The sequence below is a fragment of the Streptococcus infantis genome (genome assembly GCF_047463315.1).
Taxonomy (GTDB): Bacteria; Bacillota; Bacilli; order Lactobacillales; family Streptococcaceae; genus Streptococcus; species Streptococcus infantis_AB.
This window is the reverse complement of sequence record NZ_JASHEB010000001.1, coordinates 333,165-357,507: the sequence shown is the minus strand read 5'-3', so window position 1 is coordinate 357,507 and position 24,343 is coordinate 333,165. Positions and strand designations below refer to the sequence as shown.

The window sequence follows — 24,343 nt, the reverse complement described above, 5'->3', positions numbered from 1 at the left end:
TTAGACATCTCTTGTCAGATTTATTAGTTGATTTCGTATCCCATGAGGAGCCCACCTTCTTCCGCATAGAAACTGCAGAGTCCAGAAGTTGGGATGATTTTAATATCAGCTTGTGGGTATTTTTCTCGTAAGAGCTCTGAAAGCTGTTGGCAGAATTTGTCATTGCTACGATGAGCCATGACGATACGCCCACCAGCGTAGCCAGCTTTGATTAACTCTTCATAAGCAGCCTGAAGGGACTTTTTAGGACCACGAGCTTTTTGGAGGAGTTCTAAGGTTCCGGTTTCGCTTGCTTCACCGACCATACGAATATTGAGAAGTCCAACAACTGTACCGATCAGCTTACTCAAGCGACCGTTCTTAACCAGGTTATCAACCTTAGCAAGAACGAACAACAACTTCGTTTTTTCTTGATAAGTAGTAATCACTTCAACGACTTCTTCAAAAGAAAGTCCTTGGTTGATCAAATCATTGATCTTTTCGACGATTAGGTCAACTTCCCCACCAGCTGATAAGCTATCGATGACATGAATCTGAGTATCAGGGTGTTCTTCGAGATAGATATTCTTAGCTAATTGAGCACTATTGTGGCTACCAGAGAGAGTTCCAGTGATAGTCACTACAAAAATATGTTTGGCACCTTCGAATGCTCGTAAGTAATCATCAGGACTAGGGCAGGCTGATTTTGAAGCTTCAGAAGTCGCATACATAGTTTCCATCATCTTATTGATATCTAGATTGGCATCATCGACAAAGACTTGATCTGCTACCTGAATCTTTAAGGGAACACTGACAAATTCAGTATCAAAAGCGGGGTTTGCCAGTTGACGATAATCACAACCAGAGTCAGCTACAATCTTCCAAGTCATAGAAATTCTCCATCTTTATCACTTATACATTGACAAAGGTTCTGTCTTTTTTTACAATTATATCATGAAAGCCCTTGAAACAAAAGTAGTACCTCTCTGTTGTCACAAGTAGAAAGAAATTGTTATGTCTGAACGTAAAATATCTGAAAAATCGCTTGAAAATCTTAGAAAATCAAATCAAGAATCTAATTTGCTAACCAGAGAAGCGATTGAAACAGCTCTTTTGCAACTCTTGGAGAAAAAAGAATTGGCTAAGATTAGTATTTCTGAGTTAGTCAAGCGTGCTGGCGTTTCTCGTGCAGCCTTTTATCGAAACTATGATTCAAAAGAAGAGATTTTAGAAAGTGTCTTTAAACGTAGCGTCCATAATATCATGGAGCAACTAAGTCATTACGATGTTAAAACAGACCTTTATCTCGTATGGGTTCACCTCTTTAGAGAAGCCAAGAAAGAAGCTAAGGTTATTCAGCTTGCCCTAGACTATCACTTAGAAAAAATCTTTGTGCAAGCCATGCAAGAATTTCTAGAAAAATACTATGGGAAATCAAAAGGTGTCAGTTCTTACCTACATTCATTTTGGAGTTCGGCCATCGTATCGGTTTTGCTTAAATGGATCAAGGATGGAATGAAGGTTCCTGCTGAAAAAATCGCAGATTTACGCCTACCATTTTTCAAAAAATAAAACATGAGGAGAAATGCTATGACAGAAAAAAGACTGGCTTGGGATGAGTATTTTGCTGCTCAAGCCCTATTGATTGCCAATCGCTCAACCTGTAAACGTGCCAAGGTAGGGGCTGTTTTAGTCAAGGATAACAAGGTTATTTCAACAGGCTATAATGGTTCTGTATCAGGAACAGAGCATTGTATAGATCATGACTGTCTGGTGATTGAAGGCCACTGTGTCCGCACTCTTCATGCAGAGGTAAATGCTATTTTACAAGGGGCAGAGCGTGGCGTTCCAAAGGGTTTTACAGCCTACGTTACTCATTTTCCATGCCTTAACTGTACCAAGCAGTTACTACAAGTAGGATGTGAGCGTGTAGTTTATATCAATCAATACCGCATGGACGATTATGCCCAATACCTTTATCAAGAAAAAGGGACAGAATTAACACATTTGCCACTTGAGACAGTTCAAGCAGCTCTTCAAGCAGCAGATTTGATCTAGAGTTATAAAAAAATAAATGGTTTAGAAAGATTTTTAAACCATTTTTTGGTATAATAAGAAGAATAAATTGAAAGAAGGAATTCAGAAAATGGGAAAACTTGAAGTTATTAATCATCCACTGATTCAACACAAATTATCAATCTTGCGTCGCACTGACACTTCTACAAAAGCTTTTCGTGAACTAGTAGACGAGATTGCAATGTTGATGGGATATGAAGTGCTTCGTGATCTTCCACTTGAAGATGTAGAAATCGAAACACCGATTACAAAAACAGTTCAAAAACAGTTGGCTGGTAAAAAATTGGCAATTGTCCCAATCTTGCGTGCAGGTATTGGTATGGTTGATGGACTATTGAGTTTGGTTCCAGCAGCAAAAGTTGGTCACATTGGTATGTACCGTGACGAAGAAACTCTTCAACCAGTAGAATACTTGGTAAAATTACCTGAAGATATTGACCAACGTCAAATTTTTGTAGTTGATCCTATGCTTGCAACAGGTGGATCAGCGATTTTGGCTGTTGACTCCCTCAAAAAACGTGGTGCTTCAAACATCAAGTTTGTCTGCCTTGTATCAGCTCCAGAAGGTGTGAAGGCACTTCAAGCAGCACACCCTGATGTAGAAATCTTTACAGCAGCTTTGGATGAACGCTTGAACGAACATGGTTACATCGTTCCAGGTCTTGGAGACGCTGGAGACCGCTTGTTCGGAACAAAATAAGATTCTAAAGTGATATTGAGACTATAGCCTAGTCTTAGTTTTGAAAGGAGGTTAAATTTTTGTATCTGTTATTAGGATAGAGCAAAAATTTGACCTTTTTTGACCAAAGATATATAATAATCCTATTAACAAAGAAATTAGAAATCAAAAGGAGAAATGAATGATTCCTGTAGTTATTGAACAAACAAGTCGTGGAGAACGCTCGTATGACATCTACTCACGTCTTCTTAAGGACCGCATTATCATGTTGACTGGACCAGTCGAAGACAATATGGCAAACTCAGTTATCGCCCAATTGCTTTTCTTGGATGCCCAAGATAGTACAAAAGATATTTACCTTTATGTAAACACTCCTGGAGGTTCTGTATCAGCTGGTTTGGCAATCGTTGATACTATGAACTTTATCAAGGCAGATGTCCAAACTATCGTTATGGGGATGGCAGCCTCAATGGGTACAATTATTGCTTCAAGTGGAGCAAAGGGCAAACGTTTCATGCTTCCAAATGCAGAATACATGATTCACCAACCAATGGGTGGTACAGGTGGTGGTACTCAGCAGACTGATATGGCCATCGCTGCTGAACACTTGCTTAAAACTCGTAAGACTTTGGAGCAAATCCTAGCAGATAATTCTGGCAAATCTGTTGAGCAAATCCATAAAGATGCTGAACGTGATTACTGGATGAGCGCTCAAGAAACTCTTGACTACGGTTTTATTGACGAAATTATGGCTAATAATTCTTTGAATTAAACTACTAAAGCAAGCTCGACTGAGCTTGTTTTTTTTGATATAATAGAAGGAAGATTGTAAGAAGGAAGTTGAATTATGTTTCAAAGAGAGAATCGGTCTGGTCTGATTATCTATTTATACTATAATCGCGATGCTAAAAAACTCGCAAATTATGGTGATATTTGTTACCACTCAAAAAAACATCGTTACCTACAACTTTATGTCCCAACAGAGGAAGTAGAAGAGCTGGTAAATCGTTTAGGAAAAGAGAAATTTATCAAGAAAGTGAGAGTTTGTCATATTCAAGAATTGGAAAATCCTTTCGTTGGCAATCTCTATCGTGATGAAGAAAACGTTATCATATAAAAAATACAAAAAAGTGTTGACAATTTTCTGATAATTCGGTATATTCTTAACATGTAATTTAAATTGAACATTAAAAGGAGATAAACATGAAGAAAAAATTCGCATTATCGATTGTTGCACTTGCAAGTACAGCTCTTTTAGCAGCTTGTGGGGAAGTGAAATCAGGAGCTTCAAACACAACTGGTAACCCAATCGATGAAAAAGTTGTAAAAATTGGTTTCAACTTCGAAGAAACTGGTGCTGTAGCATCTTACGGAACTTCTGAGCAAAAGGGTGCTCAACTTGCAGTTGATGAAATCAACGCAGCAGGTGGTATCGATGGAAAACAAATCGAAGTAGTCGACAAAGATAACAAATCTGAAACTGCTGAAGCTGCTTCTGTTTCAACAAACCTTGTGACTCAATCTAAGGTAGCAGCTATCGTAGGACCTGCGACTTCAGGTGCGACTGCAGCAGCAGTAGCAAATGCTACACAAGCTGGAGTTCCATTGATTTCTCCAAGTGCTACTCAAGATGGTTTGACAAAAGGTCAAGATTTCCTCTTCATCGGAACATTCCAAGATAGTTTCCAAGGAAAAATCATCTCAAACTACGTTTCAAACAAATTGAACGCTAAGAAAGTGGTCTTGTATACAGATAACTCAAGTGACTACGCTAAAGGTATTGCAAAATCTTTCCGTGATTCATTCAAAGGTGAAATCGTAGCAGACGAAACATTTGTATCAGGTGATACAGACTTCCAAGCAGCTTTGACAAAAATTAAAGATAAAGACTTTGATGCAATCGTATTGCCAGGTTACTATACAGAAGCTGGTAAGATTGTAAACCAAGCTCGTGGTATGGGAATTGATAAGCCAATCATCGGTGGTGACGGATTTAACGGTGCAGAATTTGTTCAACAAGCAACTGCTGAACGCGCATCAAATATCTACTTCATCTCAGGATTCTCAACTACTGTTGATGTTTCAGATAAAGCAAAAGCCTTCCTTGAAGCTTACCGTGCAAAATATAACGAAGATCCTTCAACATTTGCAGCTCTTGCTTATGACTCAGTTTACCTTGTAGCTAATGCTGCAAAAGGTGCAAAAACTTCAGTTGATATCAAGAACAATCTTGCTAAAACACAAAACTTCGAAGGTGTTACAGGTCAAACAAGCTTTGATGCAGATCATAACACTGTGAAAACAGCCTTCATGATGACCATGAATAATGGTAAAGTAGATGCGGCAGAAGTCGTAAAACCTTAATTTTATAGATATCGTAAATGGGGAATGAGCTTTTACTCACTCCCTGTTTCGGTGTTTATAAAGGGATTATTTTTTTATAAAATCCTAAAAATAAAACTTAGAAAGAGTGAACCATATGCTTCAACAACTTGTCAATGGTTTAATCTTGGGTAGTGTCTATGCCTTGCTAGCCCTGGGTTATACTATGGTTTATGGAATTATCAAGCTTATTAACTTTGCCCATGGTGATATCTATATGATGGGTGCTTTCATGGGTTATTTCTTGATTAATGCCCTCCATTTAAATTTCTTTTTAGCCTTAATTTTGTCCATGATTGGTTCAGCTATTCTCGGTGTTATCATCGAGTTTTTAGCCTACCGTCCACTCCGACATTCAACTCGTATCTCTGTATTGATTACTGCTATCGGGGTATCCTTCTTGCTTGAGTATGGAATGGTCTATCTAGTAGGTGCCAATACACGTGCCTTCCCTCAAGCAATCCAAACAGTTCGTTATGACTTGGGTCCAATTAGTCTAACAAATATTCAATTATTGATTTTGACAGTTTCGATTGTTTTGATGATTCTTTTGCAACTCATCGTGCAAAAAACAAAAATGGGGAAAGCCATGCGTGCCGTATCTGTAGATAGTGATGCAGCTCAATTGATGGGGATCAACGTAAACCGTACAATCAGTTTCACCTTTGCCTTAGGTTCAGCTCTGGCTGGTGCAGCAGGTGTCTTGATTGCCCTTTACTACAACTCTCTTGAACCATTGATGGGAATGACTCCGGGTATTAAATCATTCGTGGCTGCCGTTTTAGGTGGTATCGGTATTATTCCTGGTGCAGCTCTTGGAGGTTTTGTAATTGGACTATTGGAAACTTTTGCAACAGCCTTCGGAATGTCAGATTTCCGTGATGCTATCGTGTACGGAATCTTGCTATTGATCTTGATTGTTCGTCCAGCTGGTATCCTTGGTAAGAATGTGAAAGAGAAGGTGTAAACAATGAAAGAAAATTTAAAAGTTAATATTCTCTGGTTGCTCCTTTTGTTGCTTGGATATGGTGTGATTAGCTTATTAGTTTCGTTTGGTATTTTAAACCTTTTCCATATTCAGATTCTAGAACAAATTGGTATCAATATTATTCTTGCAGTAGGACTTAACCTTATCGTTGGTTTCTCTGGTCAATTTTCTCTTGGACATGCTGGGTTCATGGCTATCGGTGCCTATGCAGCAGCCATTATTGGTTCTAAATCTCCAACTTATGGTGCCTTTTTTGGAGCTATGTTACTTGGTGCTATTATTGCTGGTTTGGTTGCTTTGGTCGTTGGAATTCCTACCCTTCGTTTGAAGGGGGACTACCTTGCAGTTGCGACACTTGGGGTTGCTGAAATTATCCGTATCCTAATCGTCAATGGTGGTGATTTAACAAACGGAGCTGCTGGTATCCTTGGTATTCCAAACTTTACTAATTGGCAAATGGTATACATTTTTGCCGTGATTACGACAATTGCAACGCTGAATTTCCTTCGTAGTCCAATCGGTCGTTTAACCTTGTCTGTTCGTGAAGATGAAATTGCAGCTGAATCTGTCGGGGTAAATACAACAAAAATCAAAATTATCGCATTTGTCTTTGGAGCTATGACTGCAAGTATTGCAGGTTCCCTTCAAGCAGGATTTATCGGTTCTGTTGTGCCAAAAGATTATAGCTTTATCAACTCTATCAACGTTTTAATTATCGTTGTATTTGGTGGCTTGGGATCAATTACAGGAGCAATTGTCGCTGCGATTGTTCTTGGTATTTTGAATATGTTCCTTCAAGACGTAGCTAGCGTTCGTATGATTATCTATGCTTTGGCCTTGGTACTTGTTATGATCTTCAGACCAGGAGGCCTTCTAGGAACATGGGAATTGAGCCTATCAAAACTCTTTAAAAAAGGTAAGAAGGAGGGACAAAACTAATGGCATTACTTGAAGTAAAACAGTTAACCAAGCATTTTGGTGGTCTGACTGCTGTTGGAGATGTAACTCTAGAATTGAACGAAGGTGAACTTGTTGGCTTGATTGGACCGAACGGTGCTGGGAAAACAACTCTCTTCAACTTGCTGACAGGAGTTTATGAACCTAGTGAAGGAACAGTAACTTTGGATGGTCACTTGTTAAATGGCAAGCAACCCTATAAAATTGCTGCTCTTGGTTTAGGGCGTACCTTCCAAAACATCCGCCTCTTTAAAGACTTGACAGTTTTGGATAACGTTTTGATTGCATTTAGTAACCATCACAAACAACATGTTTTTGCAAGTTTCTTGCGTTTACCAGCTTTTTATAAGAATGAAAAAGAATTAAAAGCCAAAGCCTTAGAATTACTAAAAATCTTTGATTTAGATGGTGATGCTGAAACCTTAGCTAAAAACTTAGCCTATGGCCAACAACGTCGTTTGGAAATTGTTCGTGCCCTTGCTACAGAACCTAAAATCCTCTTCTTGGATGAGCCTGCAGCAGGTATGAACCCACAAGAAACTGCAGAATTGACTGAGTTGATCCGTCGCATCAAGGATGAATTCAAGATCACCATCATGCTGATTGAACATGATATGAACTTGGTCATGGAAGTCACTGAACGTATCTACGTACTTGAGTACGGTCGTTTGATTGCTCATGGGACACCAGATGAAATCAAGAACAATAAACGTGTTATCGAAGCTTATCTAGGAGGTGAAGCCTAATGTCTATGTTAAAAGTTGAAAACCTCTCAGTTCACTACGGTATGATTCAAGCTGTACGTGATGTGAGCTTTGAAGTTAATGAAGGAGAAGTTGTTTCTCTTATCGGTGCTAACGGTGCTGGTAAGACAACCATCCTTCGTACCCTATCAGGTCTTGTGCGTCCAAGTTCTGGTCGAATTGAATTTTTGGGACAAGAAATCCAAAAGATGCCTGCACAAAAGATTGTAGCATCAGGACTTTCTCAAGTACCAGAAGGTCGTCACGTTTTTCCTGGCTTGACAGTTATGGAAAACTTGGAGATGGGCGCCTTCCTTAAGAAAAATCGTGAAGAAAATCAAGCAAATTTGAAGAAAGTCTTCTCTCGTTTCCCTCGTTTGGAAGAACGTAAAAATCAAGATGCGGCTACTCTATCTGGTGGTGAACAGCAGATGCTTGCCATGGGACGTGCACTCATGTCAACGCCTAAACTTCTTTTATTAGATGAACCATCAATGGGGCTTGCGCCAATCTTTATCCAAGAAATTTTTGATATCATCCAAGATATTCAAAAACAAGGAACAACCGTTCTCTTAATTGAGCAAAATGCTAATAAAGCACTTGCCATCGCTGACCGAGGATATGTTCTTGAAACAGGAAAGATTGTCCTATCAGGAACAGGAAAAGAACTCGCAGCATCAGACGAAGTCCGAAAAGCATATCTAGGTGGCTAAACTAGTCTGGGAGACTAGTTTAGGTTGTGGATGGAGATTGCGCACGCAATCCCTCTATAGTCCGGGGGACCTTTTTAGTCGGAAGATAAGGATTACGTAAGTAATCATCCAATCCAGTGGATTGTTTTAGTCGGCGGATAAAGATTGCAAAGCAATCATACAATCTACATAAGTATAAGATTAAGGGCTCTAAGTTGAGCTCTTTTTCGTAAAGTCCTTCAGATTTTTCTGAATCTTGAAAAAGAAATGAAAGCGTTTGATAGCTTTCCGTAAAAAGTGTATAATAAAACTATAAACATAAAGGAGATTTCCTATGGCAGTTAAAGATTTTATGACACGCAAGGTCGTTTATATCAGTCCTGATACAACTGTTGCACACGCAGCAGATTTGATGCGCGAACAAGGCTTGCACCGTCTCCCTGTTATTGAGAATGATAAATTAGTAGGCTTGGTAACAGAAGGAACAATCGCTGAAGCTAGTCCTTCAAAAGCGACTAGTCTTTCAATCTTCGAGATGAATTATTTGCTTAATAAGACAAAAGTAAAAGACGTCATGATTCGAGATGTTGTAACTGTCTCAGGCTATGCAAGTTTAGAAGATGCAACTTATCTCATGCTTAAAAATAAGATTGGCATTTTGCCAGTTGTTGACAATGGACAATTGTATGGAGTCATTACAGATCGTGATGTATTCAGTGCCTTTCTTGAAATCGCTGGTTATGGTGAAGAGGGAATCCGTGTTCGTTTTATCACAGAAAATGAAGTTGGAGTTTTAGGTAAGATTGTTTCTTTAATCGTTGAGGAAAATCTTAATATCTCTCATACCGTTAATATTCCACGTAAGGATGGTAAGATCGTTATTGAAGTACAAATTGAGGGAAGCATTGATCTTTCATCATTGAAAAAGAAATTCGAGGATGAAAACATTCTCGTAGATGAAATTACAAAAACTTCTGCAAAAAAACTCTAAAAAGAAAAATATAACTTACTTTAAGCTTGCGAAAAAAACTTTTTTCTAGTATAATAGTTTATTGTGAGCAAACCTCACTTACCCCTTGCAAAGGCTTGGGGTCATTAGACCAAAAGGAGGAACATATCAATGGCTAAATACGAAATTCTTTATATCATTCGTCCAAACATTGAAGAAGAAGCGAAAAACGCTTTGGTAGCACGTTTTGACTCTATCTTGACTGACAACGGTGCAACTGTTGTTGAATCAAAAGATTGGGAAAAACGTCGTCTTGCATACGAAATCCAAGATTTCCGTGAAGGACTTTACCACATCGTTAACGTTGAAGCAAACGATGACGCAGCTCTTAAAGAGTTTGACCGTCTTTCAAAAATCAACGCTGACATTCTTCGTCACATGATCGTCAAACTTGACGCGTAAGAAGGTAGATTATGATTAACAATGTTGTACTTGTAGGGCGTATGACACGTGACGCTGAGTTACGTTATACCCCATCAAATGTAGCAGTTGCGACTTTTACTCTTGCAGTAAACCGTACATTCAAGAGTCAAAATGGCGAACGTGAGGCTGATTTTATCAATGTCGTTATGTGGCGCCAACAGGCTGAAAATCTTGCTAACTGGGCTAAAAAAGGCTCTCTTGTCGGGATTACAGGTCGTATTCAGACTCGTAGTTACGATAACCAGCAAGGACAACGTGTCTACGTGACAGAAGTCGTAGCTGAGAATTTCCAAATGTTGGAAAGCCGTAGTGCTCGTGAAGGACAAAGTGGTGGAGCTTATTCTGCACCAACTGCGAATCATGCAGCAGCTACAAATTCAGTACCAGACTTTTCACGTGATGAAAATCCATTTGGATCAACCAATCCTTTGGATATTTCAGATGATGATTTACCATTCTAATGGACAATTAATACTATAAAGGAGAAAAAACATGGCTCAACAACGTCGTGGCGGATTCAAACGCCGTAAAAAAGTTGATTACATCGCAGCAAACAAAATTGAATATGTTGATTACAAAGATACTGAGCTTCTTAGCCGTTTCGTTTCAGAACGTGGGAAAATCCTTCCACGTCGTGTAACTGGAACTTCAGCTAAAAACCAACGTAAAGTAACAACAGCTATCAAACGCGCTCGCGTAATGGCTTTGATGCCTTTCGTAAACGAAGATTAAAGAAAAGACCCTTACGGGTCTTTTTTTCACGAGCATTAAAATGTGAGAGCGAGTTGAGGTCCAGTGGACCTCTTTTTTTTGTTCAGGCGTGTCTTTTATCAGACTTTTACAGGACTCCCTGTTGACCTAGTAAGATTCTTTTGTCTTACTAGGTTTTTCTTTTAATCTTTATTATCGTGCTATAATGGTAGGAGAAAGCTATAAAGGAGAAGCTTATGAAGACGACATGTTCAATTAGAAAAATGCAAGAATCTGACATAAAATATCTATCTCGAGGATTTATCAGACAAGGTTGGCCAGGTAGAGAGGAAATTTTGGCTAGATATTTTCTGGAACAGGAAAGTGGGGAGAGAGAAGTCTTAGTTGCAGAGATTGATGGTGCTGTAGCGGGCTACGTTACCATTTTGCCCTCTGCTAAACATGGTCCTTTTGCAGAAGTCTATCCAGAATTATCAGATTTTAATGTATTTGAGCCTTTTCGAAATCAAGGAGTTGGGAGTCAACTGCTAGAAGAAGCGGAAAAACGAGTTAAACTCGTATCGGATAAGGTGACGCTTGGTGTTGGACTCCACTCAGGTTATGGACCTGCTCAGAGATTGTACATCAGACGAGGTTATATTCCAGATGGGACGGGTGTTTGGTATAGAAATCAACCCTTGGAAATGAACGCTACTAGTCAAAACAATGATGATTTAGTTTTGTACTTATCTAAGGAATTCGAATAAGAGGTAGCAAATTTCTTTGAAGATAGGGGAATTCTCTACTTTATGGTATAATGGAAAGAGTGAATTGAAGGAGGTATTATAATGGATGCCAAGTTAAGATACAAGGCTAAGAAGATTAAGATTATCTTTTTTGATATAGATGATACTTTACGAAATTCAAAGACAGGTTTTGTTCCAAGTACTATTCCAAGGGTTTTTAAACAATTACGTGAAAAAGGAATCTTGACAGGAATTGCGACTGGTAGAGGCATTTTTGGTGTGGTACCAGAGATTAAAGCCCTCAATCCTGATTTCTTTGTAACCTTGAATGGTGCCTATATTGAGGATAAAAAGGGCAATGTCATTTATAGTAACAAAATTGCTAGAGATAAGGTTGAAGAGTATATTGCTTGGACTAAGGAAGTAGGAATTGACTACGGTTTGGTCGGTAGTCATGCTGCTAAACTATCAAGGCGAACAGAGATGATTAGCCAGGCAATTGACCCGATTTATCCTAATTTAGAGGTGGACCGTGATTTTTATCAAAATGAAGATATTTATCAGATGTGGACCTTTGAGGAGCAGGGAGATGACTTGACGTTGCCTGACAGTTTAGCATCGACTTTGCGTATGGTACGCTGGCATGAACATTCATCAGATGTTGTGCCGATTTCCGGTTCAAAGGCAGCTGGGGTTGCAAAAGTTGTGGACCAATTAGGTTTAAAACCTGAAAACGTTATGGTTTTTGGGGACGGTCTTAACGATTTAGAACTCTTTGATTATGCAGGCATTAGTGTTGCTATGGGAATTTCTCATGACATAATCAAAGAAAAAGCAGATTATGTTACAAAAACATTAGAAGAAGATGGCATTTTTGATGCCTTAGAAGGATTTGGTATGGTAGAAAAAGAATTACATTTTCCACAAGTAGACATTGAAGCAGTAGATGGTCCAATTGCGACTATTAAGACAAATCATGGAGATATGCGCATCAAGCTTTTCCCTGAGCATGCACCAAAAACAGTAGCCAACTTTATTGCTCTATCAAAAGATGGTTACTATGACGGTGTCATTTTCCACCGTATTATTAAAGACTTTATGATTCAAGGTGGAGACCCAACTGGTACTGGTATGGGGGGCGAATCTATCTATGGTGAGTCATTTGAAGATGAATTTTCAGAAGAGCTTTACAATGTTCGCGGAGCTCTTTCTATGGCAAATGCTGGACCAAATACAAATGGTAGCCAGTTCTTTATCGTACAGAACCAACACTTGCCATATTCTAAGAAAGAAATTGCTCGTGGTGGCTGGCCAGAACCAATTGCGGAAATTTATGCTGAACAAGGTGGAACTCCTCACCTAGACCGTCGTCACACAGTATTTGGCCAACTTGCGGATGAAGCTTCTTATAAAGTTCTGGACGCAATTGCAGGTGTTGAAACAGGTGCAATGGACAAGCCAGTTGAAGATGTAGTCATTGAAACTATTGAAATTGAGGACTAGAATGAAAATCGGTGATAAGCTAAATGGCCGTATTACTGGGATTCAGACCTATGGTGCTTTTGTTGAGCTAGAGACAGGAGTGACTGGACTGATTCATATCTCAGAGATTCGGACAGGATTTATCGAAAATATCTATGAAGTTTTAAAAATCGGTGATGAAGTCCAGGTACAGGTAGTAGATTTTGATGAATATACTGGAAAGGCTAGCCTTTCTATTCGTACCTTGGAAGAAGAAAAACATCAACTTCCTAGACGAAGACGTTTTTCGAATGATCGCATCAAACATGGTTTTGCACCGCTTGGTCGCATGATGCCTGTTTGGACTCGAGAAGCCTTGGAGCATTTAAAGAAAAACAGTAATTGATAAATTTCTAACCATCTTTGATGTTATTAAATTTGTGGCAATAGAAGTATGAACGAAGAACAATTATTAAAATCAGGAGAGCGGATTAACCAACTCTTCTCTACAGATATCAAGATTATTCAAAATAGAGAGGTTTTCAGCTATTCGGTGGATAGTGTACTTTTGTCACGTTTTCCTCGCTTTCCTAAAAATGGGTTAATTGTGGATTTTTGTGCAGGTAATGGAGCTGTTGGACTATTTGCCAGTAGTCGTACCAAGGCTAAAATTCTATCTGTAGAAATTCAGGAACGTCTAGCTGATATGGCTGAACGGTCGGTTCGTTTAAATGGCTTAGAAGAGCAGATGCAGGTTATTTGTGATGATTTGAAAAATATGCCTAGCTACATTCAGGGGAGCAAGGTCGATTTGATTTTGTGCAACCCTCCCTATTTTAAGGTGGATGCAAATTCTAATTTGAACGAAAGCGAACACTACTTGTTAGCTCGGCACGAAATTACGACTAATCTAAAAGAAATTTGTCGTAGTGCCCAAAGTATACTCAAATCTAACGGGCGTCTAGCCATGGTTCATCGCCCAGATAGATTATTAGATATCTTAGCTACACTCCAACAGCATAATCTAGCTCCAAAGCGGCTGCAATTTGTCTATCCTAAACGTGAGAAGGAGGCCAATATGCTTTTGATTGAGGCTATTAAAGATGGTTCTACTAGTGGCTTTAAGGTCTTACCACCACTCATTGTTCATAATAGTGATGGCTCCTATACACCAGAAATTCAAGAGATTTATTATGGATCATAAGGCTTATATGTATGTAGTTGAGTGTCGTGATGGTTCTTACTATACAGGCTATACAACAGATGTGAAGAAACGAGTTGCTGTCCACAATAGTGGCAAAGGTGCCAAGTATACACGAGCTCGCTTGCCAGTAAAACTCATATTTGCAGAAGGTTTTGATAGTAAGGAAGAGGCCATGTCTGCTGAAGCTCTTTTCAAGCGCAAGACACGTATGCAAAAAGAAAATTATTTCAAAGAGAAACAAAATAGAAATTTAGTCGATTCTTTTGACTTGTAATGAGGAGTTCTTTGACTCCTCTTACTTTTGTCAAAAATTGAAAAAAATGCTACAATAAAGAGAATAAAGAAACGAGGTATTATCATGTCTAAGATTCTAGTATTTGGTCACCAAAATCCAGATTCAGATGCTATCGGTTCATCAGTAGCCTTTGCTTATCTTGCAAAAGAAGCTTATGGTTTGGATACAGAAGCGGTGGCTCTTGGAACTCCAAATGAAGAAACAGCTTTCGTATTGAACTATTTTGGTGTGGAAGCACCACGCGTGATTACATCAGTTAAAGCAGAAGGTGCAGAGCAAGTCATCTTAACGGACCACAATGAATTCCAACAATCAGTATCAGATATCGCTGAAGTAGAAGTTTATGGTGTTGTGGACCACCACCGTGTGGCTAACTTTGAAACGGCGAGCCCACTTTATATGCGCTTGGAGCCAGTTGGATCAGCATCTTCTATCGTATACCGCATGTTCAAAGAACATGGTGTAACAGTGCCAAAAGAAATCGCAGGTTTGATGCTTTCAGGTTTGATTTCAGATACCCTTCTTTTGAAATCTCCAACTACCCACCCATCTGATAAAGTGATTGCACCTGAATTGGCTGAATTGGCTGGTGTTAACTTGGAAGAATACGGTCTTGCAATGCTCAAGGCTGGTACAAACTTAGCAAGCAAATCAGCAGAAGAATTAATTGACATCGATGCCAAGACTTTTGAATTGAACGGAAACAACGTTCGTGTGGCTCAAGTGAACACAGTTGATATTGCGGAAGTTTTGGAACGCCAAGCTGAAATCGAAGCAGCTATCCAAGCCACAAATGCAGCTAACGGATACTCTGACTTTGTTTTGATGATTACAGACATCGTCAACTCAAACTCAGAAATTTTGGCTCTTGGTGCCAACATGGACAAAGTTGAAGCAGCTTTCAACTTCAAACTTGAAAACAACCACGCTTTCCTTCCAGGTGCCGTTTCACGTAAGAAACAAGTGGTACCACAATTGACTGAAAGCTTTAATGCATAATGATAGGTGGGGAAACCCATCGTTAAAAGGAGTTTCGACTCCTTTTTTGCTAGGAGAGAAGTATGTTAGAAAATGGTGATTTAATCTTAGTGAAAGATAGTTCGGATATAGGGCAAGCCATCCAGGAATCTACTGGCAACTATAGCCATGTGGCCATTTTTTTAGACGGTTTCATCTATCATGCAACTACGGAAGGTGGTGTCATTGTCCAATCCCCTGAAGATTTCTTTGAAGATGGGAAAATCTATGACCTTTATCGCTATGCGGAGATTGATTGTACAGAGGTTAAAAAACTGGCAGAGAGCCTTTTAGGGACTCCCTACAATTTCTCTTTTTATCCCGACGGAGATGGTTTCTACTGTTCCCAGTTCATCGCTGAACTACTCCCTACTTTTGAGACCATTCCCATGAAGTTTGGGGATGATACACAGGAAATCAGTGATTTCTGGAGTGAATATTATAGAGAACTAGGGCTAGCTGTACCTTTGAATCAGCCTGGTACTAACCCGAGTCAATTAGCAACATCACCACTTTTAATTTGTAAAGAAAGGAATCTTCATGATTCAAATTTTTAATCCATCTCGTTTGACACGACAACCATTCTTTAGAAATTTGGTTGACTATCTTGATCAGCATGATGATGTTATTCTCCGTGAAATCAAGGCTCAGTTTCCAGGGATACCAGTTGATAAGTATTTGGAGGAATATATTAAAGCTGGTTTCATCCTTCGTGAAAACAAACGCTATTCTCTCAATCTCCCATTTCTAGAATCTACAAATTCTCTTGAACTAGACCAGGAAGTCTTTGTGAGAGATGATAGTCCAATCTATCAAGAAATCCTTGAGAAAGAATTTCAGACAGAATTGCGCAATCAAACCAATGCAGCAATCCTAGAAGAGTATACGGATTTTGCTAGGGAAAAGATGACCTTGTCTAATTATTTTTACAAGATAAAACATCAGTATCCGCTGACAGAAGATCAACAGAAACTCTATGTTGTTTTGGGTGATGTCAACCCTGAGTATGCTCTCAAATATATGACAACATTTTTGCTTAAATTCCTCAAAAAAGACCAGCTCATGCAGAAACGTCGTGATATCTTTGTTGATAGTTTAGTCTTATTAGGTTATATCCTTCAAAATGAAGATGGGAAATATGAGTTAGCTGTAGAATTTGATAAAGAAAGATTAATTTTTATAAAAAAATAGAAAAAGGCTAGGAAATTTTCTAGCCTTCTTTAAGTTCTTATAGATAACGTTCTGCGATAGTTGCATCTCCAGGGTAGTCTTCCTTCTTGCCTTGGACGATTTGATAGCAATCAGCTCCTTTACCAGCGATAATCACAGCGTCCAGTTCTTGACTTGTAACAGACATAGCAGCCTTGATAGCTTGCTCGCGATCGACAATCTTTTCAACAGGATGATGGATATAGCTACTGATTTCATCTGCAATGGCCATCGGATCTTCATAGTTTGGATCATCAGCTGTTAGAAAGACTTGAATTTCAGGATGTTGATCGAGGAGAAGTCCAAAGTCCTTACGACGGCTTTCTCCCTTGTTTCCAGTTGAACCAAGTACTAAAGCAATTTTTCCAGTTTGATGAGTTTCAACAACAGAGATAAGTTTTTTAAGACTGTCACCATTGTGGGCGTAGTCGATGAAAACTTTTGCACCATTCTTCTGAGTGAGAACTTCCATACGACCAGGTACACGAGTAGTCGCAATCCCTTTTTTGATGTCTTCAAGACTAGCACCAAGACGAAGACAAGCAAGTCCAGCAGCGACTGCATTTTCTTGGTTGAAGTGCCCAATCAACTGAATATCATAGTCTCCAGCTAATTTACCAGTAGCTGAGAAGCTAAAGGCTTTAGAGTTTTCAATTTGGTTACTTGATTGGCTACCGTAGAAGTCATGGTCTTGGTTCTCAACTTGTTCTTTCAGAACAGAGAAGTGATCCATATCGCTATTAATGACAACTGCTCGGCTATTTTTCATCAAGAGACGTTTGTGATAGAAATAATCTTCAAAGGTCGGATGCTCAATAGGACCAATATGGTCAGGACTAATGTTGAGGAAGACACCGACATCAAAGGTGAGGCCGTAAACCCGTTTCACCAAGTAGGCTTGGCTGGATACTTCCATAATAAGATGAGTTCTTCCATTATCAACTGCCCGGGCCATCATCTCAAAGAGATCAATACTTTCAGGTGTTGTCAGAGCAGACTTAAAGAAAGTCTGACCGTCCAAAGTAGTGTTCATGGTTGACAACATAGCTGGACGATGTTTTTGATTTAAGATATTGTAGGCAAAGTAAGCCGCAGTTGTTTTTCCTTTAGTACCAGTGAAAGCAAGGAGTTTTAGTTTTTCCTGAGGATTGCCATAAAACTCCATGGCAATCAAACTCATGGCTTTCTTAATATCGCTAACGACGATAACGGGAATACCGACTTCATAGTCTTGTTCTGCTACATACCAACCAAGACCTTGTGCGATTGCTGAAAGAAGAAATTCCTTCTTGAAAGCAGCTCCTTTAACAAAAAAGAGGCTCTTTTCTTTTGCTTTTCGGCTATCATAGCAGATGCTATCAAAAATGACATCACTGTAATAATAATGGTAATGTTTTTGATCGATAATCTCGCGGAAGAGACCATCTTTCTTCAAAATATCTAATACGGTTTCAATCTTTATCATACTTTCTATTGTAAACTGAAAGTCTGAATTTTACAAGTAACAAGGAAAAGTTTATAATGGAAGATAAGGAACATTTCCTAGTTATTAAAATTGAATGAGGAAGTTATGTCTAACGAAAATAATCATCAGCAGGCCCAGATGTTACGAGGGACTGCCTGGCTAACAGCAAGTAACTTTATCAGTCGCCTCCTCGGGGCTATTTACATTATTCCCTGGTATATTTGGATGGGGACTTATGCTGCAACGGCTAACGGTCTCTTTACCATGGGCTATAATATCTACGCCTGGTTCTTGTTGATTTCGACAGCAGGTATTCCTGTTGCAGTTGCAAAGCAAGTCGCTAAGTACAATACCATGCATGAGGAAGAGCATAGTTTTGCCCTGATTCGGAGCTTCTTGGGCTTTATGACTGTATTGGGCCTTGCATTTGCTTTGGTTTTATATCTCTTTGCGCCTTGGTTGGCAGATCTTTCAGGTGTAGGGAAGGACTTGATTCCCATTATGCAAAGTTTAGCTTGGGCGGTCTTGATTTTCCCATCTATGAGTGTTATCCGTGGATTTTTCCAAGGGATGAATAATCTTAAACCTTATGCCATGAGTCAAATCGCTGAGCAGGTTATCCGTGTTATTTGGATGCTCTTAGCGACCTTTATCATCATGAAGCTTGGTTCAAAAGATTATCTATCAGCAGTTACCCAATCTACCTTTGCAGCCTTTGTGGGAATGGTAGCTAGCTTCGCTGTCTTACTTTATTTCCTTTACAAGGAAGGGTTGCTTCAAAAAGTTTTTGAAACGCGAGATAAGATTGATAGTAAGAGTCTTTTGGTTGATACGATTAAGGAAGCAATTCCATTTATCATAACAGGTTCAGCTATTCAACTTTTCCAAATCTTGGACCAAATGACCTTTATCAATAGCATGAAGTGGTTTACCAACTATAGTAATGAAGATTTGGTTGTCATGTTTTCTTATTTCTCTGCCAATCCTAATAAAATCACCATGATTTTGATTTCCGTAGGAGTATCAATCGGTAGCGTTGGTTTGCCCCTCTTGACCGAGAACTATGTCAAGGGTGATTTACCAGCAGCTTCTCGGTTGGTGCAAGATAGTATTACCATGCTCTTCTTATTCCTACTACCTGCAACGGTTGGAGTAGTCATGGTAGGTGAACCACTCTATACAGTCTTTTACGGTAAGCCAGATGGCTTGGCTATGGGCTTATTTATCTTTGCAGTCTTGCAATCAACAATTCTAGGCTTGTACATGGTCTTGTCACCAATGCTTCAGGCTATGTTCCGTAACCGTAAGGCAGTCTTGTATTTTGTTTATGGCTCAATTGCTAAGATTGTTCTACAATTGCCATCGATAGCTATTTTCCATAGTTATGGTCCTCTCATTTCAACGACTATCGGTCTTATCATCCCGAATGTCTTGATGTATCGTGATATCTGTCAGGTTACAGGCGCGCGTCGAAAGATTATTCTAAAGAGAACAATCTTAGTTACTATTTTGACTCTGGTTATGTTTATTCTAGTAGGACTCCTGCAATGGATTATTGGATTTGTCTTCCAACCAACTGGACGTTTCTGGAGTTTCCTATATGTCGCTTTAATTGGTACAATCGGTGGCGGGCTTTACGGAGTTATGTGTCTCTATACTCGTCTCTTGGATAAGGTTATTGGACAGGAAAAAGCAAATCAGTTACGAGCACGATTAAAATTATCATAATAGTTTATAAATAAAACGAACAATTTGAACTTTTTGCGTAAAAAAGTCTAAATTGTTCTTTTTTTCTTGAGAAAATACAAAAAAATATAAAAAATGTAGAAAAAAATAAATTTTTAGAACACAATCACTTGACTAAAAAAAACAATAGCTGTATAATGATACAAATATTTAAATTTGGAGGTTCTGTTTATGAAAAAGTCTAAGGCAAAATACCTGACGTTAGCAGGCGTCGTCTTAAGTGCTGGTTTGCTTCTGGGAGCTTGTGGTAATTCGACTAGCTCTTCTAAAGTATACAACTATGTATACGCAAGCGATCCTTCTAGTTTGAACTATCTCTTAGAAAACCGTGCAACTACTGGTGATGTTGCTACAAACTTAGTGGATGGTTTGATGGAAAATGACCAATACGGGAACTACATTCCTTCATTAGCTGAGGATTGGACAGTATCCAAAGATGGTTTGACTTATACTTACAAACTTCGTAAGGACGCCAAATGGTATACAGCAGATGGTGAAGAGTATGCACCAGTGACAGCACAAGATTTTGTAACTGGTTTGAAATATGCTGCGGATAAAAAATCTGAAGCTCTCTATCTAGTTCAAGATTCTGTTGCTGGTTTAGATGATTATATCAACGGAAAAACAACAGACTTTTCAACAGTTGGAGTTAAGGCTATTGATGATCAAACAGTGCAGTATACTTTGAAACAACCAGAACCTTACTGGAATTCAAAAACGACTGCAACCATTCTATTCCCAGTTAATGCTGACTTCTTGAATTCCAAAGGGGATGATTTTGGTAAAGTGGATCCAGCAAATCTTTTGTACAACGGTCCATTTATTCTCAAATCATTCACATCTAAATCCGTTCTTGAATACAAGAAAAATACAAACTATTGGGATGCAAAAAATGTATTCGTAGATGAAGTGAAGTTGACCTACTATGATGGAAGTGATCAAGATGCCTTGGCGCGTAACTTCATGGAAGGAGTTTACAGCTACGCCCGTCTCTATCCGAATAGTTCGAGCTTTGAAGGGATTAAGGAAAAGAACAAAGATAATATTATTTACAGCATGCAAAATGCGACTTCTTTCTACTTCAACTTTAACCTAGATAGAAAATCATATAACCATACTTCAAAAACAAGTGATGCTGAAAAGACCGCTCAACAGGAAGCAGTCTTGAATAAATCTTTCCGTCAAGCCATTAACTTTGCCTATGACCGTACTGCTTATGGTGCTCAATCTCAAGGGGAAGATGGAGCAACTAAGATCGTCAGAAACTTGCTTGTCCCACCGACATTCGTTACTCTTGAAGGGAAAGATTTTGGTGATGTCGTAGCTTCTAAGATGGTCAATTACGGTCAAGTATGGCAAAATATGAACTTCGCTGATGCTCAAGATGCATACTACAATGCCGATAAGGCCAAAGAAGTCTTTGCTCAAGCCAAGAAAGAATTGGAAGCCAAAGGTGTTCAATTCCCTATCCATCTGGATTTACCAGTTGATCAAACCTATAAGAAGGGTGTGTTAGAGGCAAGTTCTTTCAAACAGTCTATTGAATCTGTCCTAGGTGCAGAAAATGTGGTCATTGATATTCAAATGTTGACTACAGAAGAAATGGATAGTATTGGTTATCTAGCAAATACGGCATCGCAAAAAGACTATGACCTCTATAACGGTGGTTGGGGACCTGACTATCAAGATCCATCAACCTACCTCGATACTCTTAGCTTAACAAGTGGTGGCTCACTACAAAACCTCGGTTTGGAACCAGGAGAAACCAATGCCAAAGCAACAGCTGTTGGTTTGGATGTCTACACTAAGATGTTAGCAGAAGCCAATGCTGAACAAGATTTGAACAAACGTTATGATAAATACGCTGAAGCACAAGCTTGGTTGGTGGATAGCTCTCTAGCAATTCCAAACGTATCTCTAGGTGGAACACCTACATTGAGAAAAACAGTTCCATTCTCTGCCGCCTTCTCTCAAGCTGGTAACAAGGGTGTTGAATCGTACAAATACGTTAAACTGCAAGATAAGGTTGTCACAACGGCTGAGTATGAAGAAGCTAGACAAAAATGGTTGAAAGAAAAAGAAGAATCTAATAAAAAAGCCCAAGAAGAATTAGCAAAACACGTTAAATAATCAGTCTATTCAACAGGAAAAACGATAGTTTCACAGGAAGCTATCGTTTTTATATAGTTTGAAACTATAACTAGCTCTTGAAAACAAGAAAACGAAGGATCCAAAATAAGTGGTACAATAGTTACTATAGATTTGGAGGTAAAGTATGAGCAAATCATTTCACATCAACACAATTTTAGCCCAAGCAGGTATTAAGTCTGACCAAGCAACAGGGGCCTTGGTTACACCTATTCACTTTTCAACGACTTATCAGCACCCAGAATTTGGTCAATCAACTGGATTTGACTATACCCGCACCAAAAACCCAACTCGTAGCAAGGCAGAGGAAGTTTTGGCAGCTATTGAATCAGCCAAGTATGCTTTGGCGACTAGTTCAGGTATGTCTGCGATTGTGTTAGCCTTTAGCGTTTTTCCAGTAGGAAGCAAGGTTTTGGCTGTCCGTGACCTTTACGGTGGCTCTTTCCGCTGGTTCAATCAAGTGGAGCAGGAAGGACGTTTCCACTTTACCTATGCCAACACAGAAGAAGAGCTAATTGCCGAGCTAGAAAAGGATGTGGATGTACTTTATATCGAAACACCAACCAACCCTTTGATGTTGGAATTTGATATTGAAAAATTGTCAACATTAGCTCATGCTAAGGGTGCTAAAGTTGTCGTCGATAATACCTTCTATAGCCCGATTTACCAACGTCCAATTGAAGATGGAGCAGATATTGTCCTTCATTCAGCGACAAAATACCTTGCAGGCCATAATGATGTTCTAGCTGGTGTAGTTGTGACAGATAATGCTGATTTGTACGAAAAACTCTTTTACAATCTCAACACGACAGGGGCTGTTTTGTCACCATTTGATAGTTATCAATTGATTCGTGGTCTTAAAACATTGTCACTTCGTATGGAGCGCTCAACAGCTAATGCTAAAGAAATCGTAGCCTTTTTGGAACAATCACCTGCAGTCAAAGAAGTCTTGTATACAGGTCGTGGAGGGATGATTTCCTTTAAAGTAGCAGATGAAAAACGAATCCCTCATATCTTGAATACCTTAAAAGTATTCTCTTTTGCTGAAAGCCTGGGTGGTGTTGAAAGTTTGATTACCTACCCAACCACTCAAACCCATGCAGACATTCCTGCAGAGGTTCGTCATTCTTATGGATTAACAGATGACCTTTTACGCTTGTCTATTGGTATTGAGGATGCTAGGGATTTGATTGAAGATTTGCGTCAAGCTTTGGAAGGATAAGACTATGGGAAAATATGATTTTACGACTTTGCCCAATCGTTTTGGACATCATACCTACAAATGGAAAGAAGCAGAGACTGACCATCAAGTCTTACCGGCCTGGATTGCTGATATGGACTTTGAAGTCTTACCTGAGATTCGTCAGGCTGTCCATGACTATGCTGAGCAATTAGTCTATGGCTATACCTATGCTAGTGATGGCTTGATTAAAGCCGTTCAAAACTGGGAGGCTAAACACCATAGTTATCGCTTTGAAAAGGATGCCCTAGTCTTTATCGAAGGAGTAGTACCTGCTATTTCAACAGCCATTCAAGCCTTTACCAAAGAAGGTCAAGCAGTACTCATTAATACACCCGTTTATCCTCCTTTTGCTCGCAGCATTAAGCTCAATAATCGTAGACTAATTACCAACTCTCTAGTAGAAAAAGACGGACTTTTTGAGATTGACTTTGATCAATTGGAGAAAAATTTTGTCGAAGAGGATGTAAAACTCTACGTTCTCTGCAATCCTCATAATCCTGGTGGACGTGTTTGGGAGAAAGAGGTTTTGGAGAAGATTGGACAACTTTGTCAAAAACATGGAGTCTTGCTGGTATCTGATGAGATTCACCAAGATTTAGCCTTATTTGGAAACAAGCACCAGTCATTCAACACGGTAAATGAAGATTTTAAAGAATTCTCACTGATTTTAAGTAGCGCTACCAAAACCTTTAACATTGCGGGAACAAAGAATTCCTACGCTATTATCGAAAATCCTAATTTGAGACTTGCTTTCCAAAAGAGCCAGCTGGCTAATAATCAACATGAAATCTCAGGTTTGGGATATTTGGCAACAGAAGCTGCCTATCGATATGGTGAAGATTGGTTGACAGAACTCAAAGAACTGATTGAGGAACACATCAATTATGTAGTGGATGTATTTGGCAAAGAAACTAAAATCAAGGTCATGAAACCTCAAGGGACCTATCTCATTTGGCTTGATTTTTCAGCCTATGATATTAGCGATGAAGAACTAAGAAAACTCTTAAGAGACCAAGCCAAAGTTATCCTGAATAGGGGCTTGGACTTTGGTGAAGAAGGAGCCCTCCACGCTCGTCTCAATGTAGCCATGCCAACATCTATTTTGGAAGAAGTCTGCCAACGAATCATTGCCACTTTTTCAAATCTTTAAAAACTAGCCTTTTAGGAGAAAAGTCTTCCTAGAAGGCTATT

Annotated in this window: 28 protein-coding genes; 26 read left to right on the top strand and 2 right to left on the bottom strand. The window is 39.1% G+C overall.

The annotated features are described in order from the left end of the window. Nucleotides 1-23: 23 nt before the first annotated feature. Complete coding sequence (locus QM857_RS01820; RefSeq protein WP_414274863.1) at nt 24-869, bottom strand: DegV family protein; 846 nt, start codon at nt 867-869, stop codon at nt 24-26. Nucleotides 870-993: 124 nt separating this feature from the next. Here QM857_RS01820 and QM857_RS01815 point away from each other — a divergent pair, with 124 nt between their 5' ends. The 22 genes from QM857_RS01815 to QM857_RS01710 all read left to right on the top strand — a co-directional run bounded on the left by QM857_RS01815 (nt 994) and on the right by QM857_RS01710 (nt 16,532). Beyond that, nucleotides 994-1,551: a TetR/AcrR family transcriptional regulator gene (locus QM857_RS01815; RefSeq protein ID WP_004252362.1), complete on the top strand. Its 558-nt coding sequence runs from the start codon at nt 994-996 to the stop codon at nt 1,549-1,551. Nucleotides 1,552-1,569: 18 nt separating this feature from the next. After that, entirely contained in the window at nt 1,570-2,037 is a 468-nt protein-coding gene (locus QM857_RS01810; RefSeq protein ID WP_414274862.1) for a deoxycytidylate deaminase, read from the top strand. A gap of 88 nt (nt 2,038-2,125) precedes the next feature. Then, nucleotides 2,126-2,755, top strand: a complete 630-nt coding sequence (upp, locus tag QM857_RS01805) for a uracil phosphoribosyltransferase (protein WP_004252365.1) — start codon at nt 2,126-2,128, stop codon at nt 2,753-2,755. Nucleotides 2,756-2,915: 160 nt separating this feature from the next. Next, the gene (gene clpP / locus QM857_RS01800; protein WP_006148124.1) at nt 2,916-3,506 is read left to right on the top strand and encodes an ATP-dependent Clp protease proteolytic subunit ClpP; all 591 of its coding nucleotides are present in this window, start codon (nt 2,916-2,918) and stop codon (nt 3,504-3,506) included. 75 nt (nt 3,507-3,581) lie between these two features. Beyond that, nucleotides 3,582-3,851 carry a YlbG family protein gene (locus QM857_RS01795; RefSeq protein WP_414274861.1) on the top strand — a complete coding sequence of 90 codons (270 nt, stop codon included), beginning with the start codon at nt 3,582-3,584 and terminating at the stop codon, nt 3,849-3,851. Between the two features lie 86 nt (nt 3,852-3,937). After that, nucleotides 3,938-5,098: an ABC transporter substrate-binding protein gene (locus QM857_RS01790; RefSeq protein ID WP_414274860.1), complete on the top strand. Its 1,161-nt coding sequence runs from the start codon at nt 3,938-3,940 to the stop codon at nt 5,096-5,098. A gap of 115 nt (nt 5,099-5,213) precedes the next feature. Then, nucleotides 5,214-6,083, top strand: coding sequence for a branched-chain amino acid ABC transporter permease (locus QM857_RS01785; RefSeq protein WP_004252371.1), 870 nt, complete (start codon nt 5,214-5,216; stop codon nt 6,081-6,083). A gap of 3 nt (nt 6,084-6,086) precedes the next feature. Next, nucleotides 6,087-7,043 (top strand): branched-chain amino acid ABC transporter permease, encoded by a 957-nt coding sequence (locus tag QM857_RS01780; protein ID WP_006151638.1) that lies wholly within the window; start codon nt 6,087-6,089, stop codon nt 7,041-7,043. Next, nucleotides 7,043-7,807 carry an ABC transporter ATP-binding protein gene (locus tag QM857_RS01775; protein WP_006151788.1) on the top strand — a complete coding sequence of 255 codons (765 nt, stop codon included), beginning with the start codon at nt 7,043-7,045 and terminating at the stop codon, nt 7,805-7,807. The genes QM857_RS01780 and QM857_RS01775 overlap by 1 nt, the downstream gene beginning before the upstream one ends. After that, nucleotides 7,807-8,517, top strand: coding sequence for an ABC transporter ATP-binding protein (locus QM857_RS01770; protein ID WP_000062228.1), 711 nt, complete (start codon nt 7,807-7,809; stop codon nt 8,515-8,517). The genes QM857_RS01775 and QM857_RS01770 overlap by 1 nt, the downstream gene beginning before the upstream one ends. A gap of 313 nt (nt 8,518-8,830) precedes the next feature. Beyond that, entirely contained in the window at nt 8,831-9,487 is a 657-nt protein-coding gene (locus QM857_RS01765; RefSeq protein ID WP_006148127.1) for a CBS domain-containing protein, read from the top strand. Between the two features lie 129 nt (nt 9,488-9,616). Beyond that, entirely contained in the window at nt 9,617-9,907 is a 291-nt protein-coding gene (gene rpsF, locus QM857_RS01760) for a 30S ribosomal protein S6 (protein WP_002896497.1), read from the top strand. Between the two features lie 11 nt (nt 9,908-9,918). Beyond that, nucleotides 9,919-10,389: a single-stranded DNA-binding protein gene (locus tag QM857_RS01755; RefSeq protein ID WP_006148128.1), complete on the top strand. Its 471-nt coding sequence runs from the start codon at nt 9,919-9,921 to the stop codon at nt 10,387-10,389. Nucleotides 10,390-10,420: 31 nt separating this feature from the next. Then, the gene (rpsR, locus tag QM857_RS01750) at nt 10,421-10,660 is read left to right on the top strand and encodes a 30S ribosomal protein S18 (protein ID WP_000068664.1); all 240 of its coding nucleotides are present in this window, start codon (nt 10,421-10,423) and stop codon (nt 10,658-10,660) included. A 215-nt stretch (nt 10,661-10,875) separates the two neighbouring features. Further along, a complete protein-coding gene (locus tag QM857_RS01745; protein ID WP_414274859.1) occupies nt 10,876-11,385 on the top strand; it encodes a GNAT family N-acetyltransferase in 510 nt (169 codons plus the stop codon). A gap of 81 nt (nt 11,386-11,466) precedes the next feature. Beyond that, complete coding sequence (locus tag QM857_RS01740) at nt 11,467-12,867, top strand: bifunctional Cof-type HAD-IIB family hydrolase/peptidylprolyl isomerase (RefSeq protein WP_414274858.1); 1,401 nt, start codon at nt 11,467-11,469, stop codon at nt 12,865-12,867. 1 nt (nt 12,868) lies between these two features. Next, a complete protein-coding gene (locus QM857_RS01735) occupies nt 12,869-13,231 on the top strand; it encodes a S1 RNA-binding domain-containing protein (RefSeq protein ID WP_414274857.1) in 363 nt (120 codons plus the stop codon). A 48-nt stretch (nt 13,232-13,279) separates the two neighbouring features. Next, nucleotides 13,280-14,029 (top strand): tRNA1(Val) (adenine(37)-N6)-methyltransferase, encoded by a 750-nt coding sequence (locus tag QM857_RS01730; protein WP_414274856.1) that lies wholly within the window; start codon nt 13,280-13,282, stop codon nt 14,027-14,029. Beyond that, complete coding sequence (locus QM857_RS01725) at nt 14,019-14,303, top strand: GIY-YIG nuclease family protein (RefSeq protein ID WP_414274855.1); 285 nt, start codon at nt 14,019-14,021, stop codon at nt 14,301-14,303. The genes QM857_RS01730 and QM857_RS01725 overlap by 11 nt, the downstream gene beginning before the upstream one ends. A gap of 84 nt (nt 14,304-14,387) precedes the next feature. Further along, the gene (locus QM857_RS01720) at nt 14,388-15,323 is read left to right on the top strand and encodes a manganese-dependent inorganic pyrophosphatase (RefSeq protein WP_414274854.1); all 936 of its coding nucleotides are present in this window, start codon (nt 14,388-14,390) and stop codon (nt 15,321-15,323) included. A 62-nt stretch (nt 15,324-15,385) separates the two neighbouring features. After that, complete coding sequence (locus QM857_RS01715) at nt 15,386-15,898, top strand: YiiX/YebB-like N1pC/P60 family cysteine hydrolase (RefSeq protein WP_414274853.1); 513 nt, start codon at nt 15,386-15,388, stop codon at nt 15,896-15,898. Continuing rightward, entirely contained in the window at nt 15,882-16,532 is a 651-nt protein-coding gene (locus QM857_RS01710; RefSeq protein ID WP_414274852.1) for a DUF1803 domain-containing protein, read from the top strand. The genes QM857_RS01715 and QM857_RS01710 overlap by 17 nt, the downstream gene beginning before the upstream one ends. 37 nt (nt 16,533-16,569) lie before the next feature. Here the strand turns inward: QM857_RS01710 and QM857_RS01705 are convergent, their stop codons facing one another. Then, nucleotides 16,570-18,015 carry a UDP-N-acetylmuramoyl-L-alanyl-D-glutamate--L-lysine ligase gene (locus QM857_RS01705; RefSeq protein WP_414274851.1) on the bottom strand — a complete coding sequence of 482 codons (1,446 nt, stop codon included), beginning with the start codon at nt 18,013-18,015 and terminating at the stop codon, nt 16,570-16,572. A gap of 105 nt (nt 18,016-18,120) precedes the next feature. On the opposite strand from QM857_RS01705, the gene QM857_RS01700 reads away from it, so the two are divergent. The 4 genes from QM857_RS01700 to QM857_RS01685 all read left to right on the top strand — a co-directional run bounded on the left by QM857_RS01700 (nt 18,121) and on the right by QM857_RS01685 (nt 24,302). Further along, nucleotides 18,121-19,743, top strand: a complete 1,623-nt coding sequence (locus tag QM857_RS01700) for a putative polysaccharide biosynthesis protein (protein ID WP_414274850.1) — start codon at nt 18,121-18,123, stop codon at nt 19,741-19,743. Between the two features lie 189 nt (nt 19,744-19,932). After that, a complete protein-coding gene (locus QM857_RS01695; RefSeq protein ID WP_414274849.1) occupies nt 19,933-21,891 on the top strand; it encodes a peptide ABC transporter substrate-binding protein in 1,959 nt (652 codons plus the stop codon). Nucleotides 21,892-22,036: 145 nt separating this feature from the next. Continuing rightward, the gene (locus QM857_RS01690; RefSeq protein WP_414274848.1) at nt 22,037-23,131 is read left to right on the top strand and encodes a cystathionine gamma-synthase; all 1,095 of its coding nucleotides are present in this window, start codon (nt 22,037-22,039) and stop codon (nt 23,129-23,131) included. A gap of 4 nt (nt 23,132-23,135) precedes the next feature. Then, complete coding sequence (locus tag QM857_RS01685; protein WP_414274847.1) at nt 23,136-24,302, top strand: MalY/PatB family protein; 1,167 nt, start codon at nt 23,136-23,138, stop codon at nt 24,300-24,302. The last annotated feature ends 41 nt before the right edge of the window (nt 24,303-24,343 follow it).

What these genes read in the sequence shown, in the direction of transcription:
- QM857_RS01820 (WP_414274863.1), bottom strand. Translation starts at nt 869, where the DNA reads ATGACTTGGAAGATTGTAGCTGACTCTGGTTGTGATTATCGTCAACTG.
- QM857_RS01815 (WP_004252362.1), top strand. Translation starts at nt 994, where the DNA reads ATGTCTGAACGTAAAATATCTGAAAAATCGCTTGAAAATCTTAGAAAA.
- QM857_RS01810 (WP_414274862.1), top strand. Translation starts at nt 1,570, where the DNA reads ATGACAGAAAAAAGACTGGCTTGGGATGAGTATTTTGCTGCTCAAGCC.
- upp (WP_004252365.1), top strand. Translation starts at nt 2,126, where the DNA reads ATGGGAAAACTTGAAGTTATTAATCATCCACTGATTCAACACAAATTA.
- clpP (WP_006148124.1), top strand. Translation starts at nt 2,916, where the DNA reads ATGATTCCTGTAGTTATTGAACAAACAAGTCGTGGAGAACGCTCGTAT.
- QM857_RS01795 (WP_414274861.1), top strand. Translation starts at nt 3,582, where the DNA reads ATGTTTCAAAGAGAGAATCGGTCTGGTCTGATTATCTATTTATACTAT.
- QM857_RS01790 (WP_414274860.1), top strand. Translation starts at nt 3,938, where the DNA reads ATGAAGAAAAAATTCGCATTATCGATTGTTGCACTTGCAAGTACAGCT.
- QM857_RS01785 (WP_004252371.1), top strand. Translation starts at nt 5,214, where the DNA reads ATGCTTCAACAACTTGTCAATGGTTTAATCTTGGGTAGTGTCTATGCC.
- QM857_RS01780 (WP_006151638.1), top strand. Translation starts at nt 6,087, where the DNA reads ATGAAAGAAAATTTAAAAGTTAATATTCTCTGGTTGCTCCTTTTGTTG.
- QM857_RS01775 (WP_006151788.1), top strand. Translation starts at nt 7,043, where the DNA reads ATGGCATTACTTGAAGTAAAACAGTTAACCAAGCATTTTGGTGGTCTG.
- QM857_RS01770 (WP_000062228.1), top strand. Translation starts at nt 7,807, where the DNA reads ATGTCTATGTTAAAAGTTGAAAACCTCTCAGTTCACTACGGTATGATT.
- QM857_RS01765 (WP_006148127.1), top strand. Translation starts at nt 8,831, where the DNA reads ATGGCAGTTAAAGATTTTATGACACGCAAGGTCGTTTATATCAGTCCT.
- rpsF (WP_002896497.1), top strand. Translation starts at nt 9,617, where the DNA reads ATGGCTAAATACGAAATTCTTTATATCATTCGTCCAAACATTGAAGAA.
- QM857_RS01755 (WP_006148128.1), top strand. Translation starts at nt 9,919, where the DNA reads ATGATTAACAATGTTGTACTTGTAGGGCGTATGACACGTGACGCTGAG.
- rpsR (WP_000068664.1), top strand. Translation starts at nt 10,421, where the DNA reads ATGGCTCAACAACGTCGTGGCGGATTCAAACGCCGTAAAAAAGTTGAT.
- QM857_RS01745 (WP_414274859.1), top strand. Translation starts at nt 10,876, where the DNA reads ATGAAGACGACATGTTCAATTAGAAAAATGCAAGAATCTGACATAAAA.
- QM857_RS01740 (WP_414274858.1), top strand. Translation starts at nt 11,467, where the DNA reads ATGGATGCCAAGTTAAGATACAAGGCTAAGAAGATTAAGATTATCTTT.
- QM857_RS01735 (WP_414274857.1), top strand. Translation starts at nt 12,869, where the DNA reads ATGAAAATCGGTGATAAGCTAAATGGCCGTATTACTGGGATTCAGACC.
- QM857_RS01730 (WP_414274856.1), top strand. Translation starts at nt 13,280, where the DNA reads ATGAACGAAGAACAATTATTAAAATCAGGAGAGCGGATTAACCAACTC.
- QM857_RS01725 (WP_414274855.1), top strand. Translation starts at nt 14,019, where the DNA reads ATGGATCATAAGGCTTATATGTATGTAGTTGAGTGTCGTGATGGTTCT.
- QM857_RS01720 (WP_414274854.1), top strand. Translation starts at nt 14,388, where the DNA reads ATGTCTAAGATTCTAGTATTTGGTCACCAAAATCCAGATTCAGATGCT.
- QM857_RS01715 (WP_414274853.1), top strand. Translation starts at nt 15,386, where the DNA reads ATGTTAGAAAATGGTGATTTAATCTTAGTGAAAGATAGTTCGGATATA.
- QM857_RS01710 (WP_414274852.1), top strand. Translation starts at nt 15,882, where the DNA reads ATGATTCAAATTTTTAATCCATCTCGTTTGACACGACAACCATTCTTT.
- QM857_RS01705 (WP_414274851.1), bottom strand. Translation starts at nt 18,015, where the DNA reads ATGATAAAGATTGAAACCGTATTAGATATTTTGAAGAAAGATGGTCTC.
- QM857_RS01700 (WP_414274850.1), top strand. Translation starts at nt 18,121, where the DNA reads ATGTCTAACGAAAATAATCATCAGCAGGCCCAGATGTTACGAGGGACT.
- QM857_RS01695 (WP_414274849.1), top strand. Translation starts at nt 19,933, where the DNA reads ATGAAAAAGTCTAAGGCAAAATACCTGACGTTAGCAGGCGTCGTCTTA.
- QM857_RS01690 (WP_414274848.1), top strand. Translation starts at nt 22,037, where the DNA reads ATGAGCAAATCATTTCACATCAACACAATTTTAGCCCAAGCAGGTATT.
- QM857_RS01685 (WP_414274847.1), top strand. Translation starts at nt 23,136, where the DNA reads ATGGGAAAATATGATTTTACGACTTTGCCCAATCGTTTTGGACATCAT.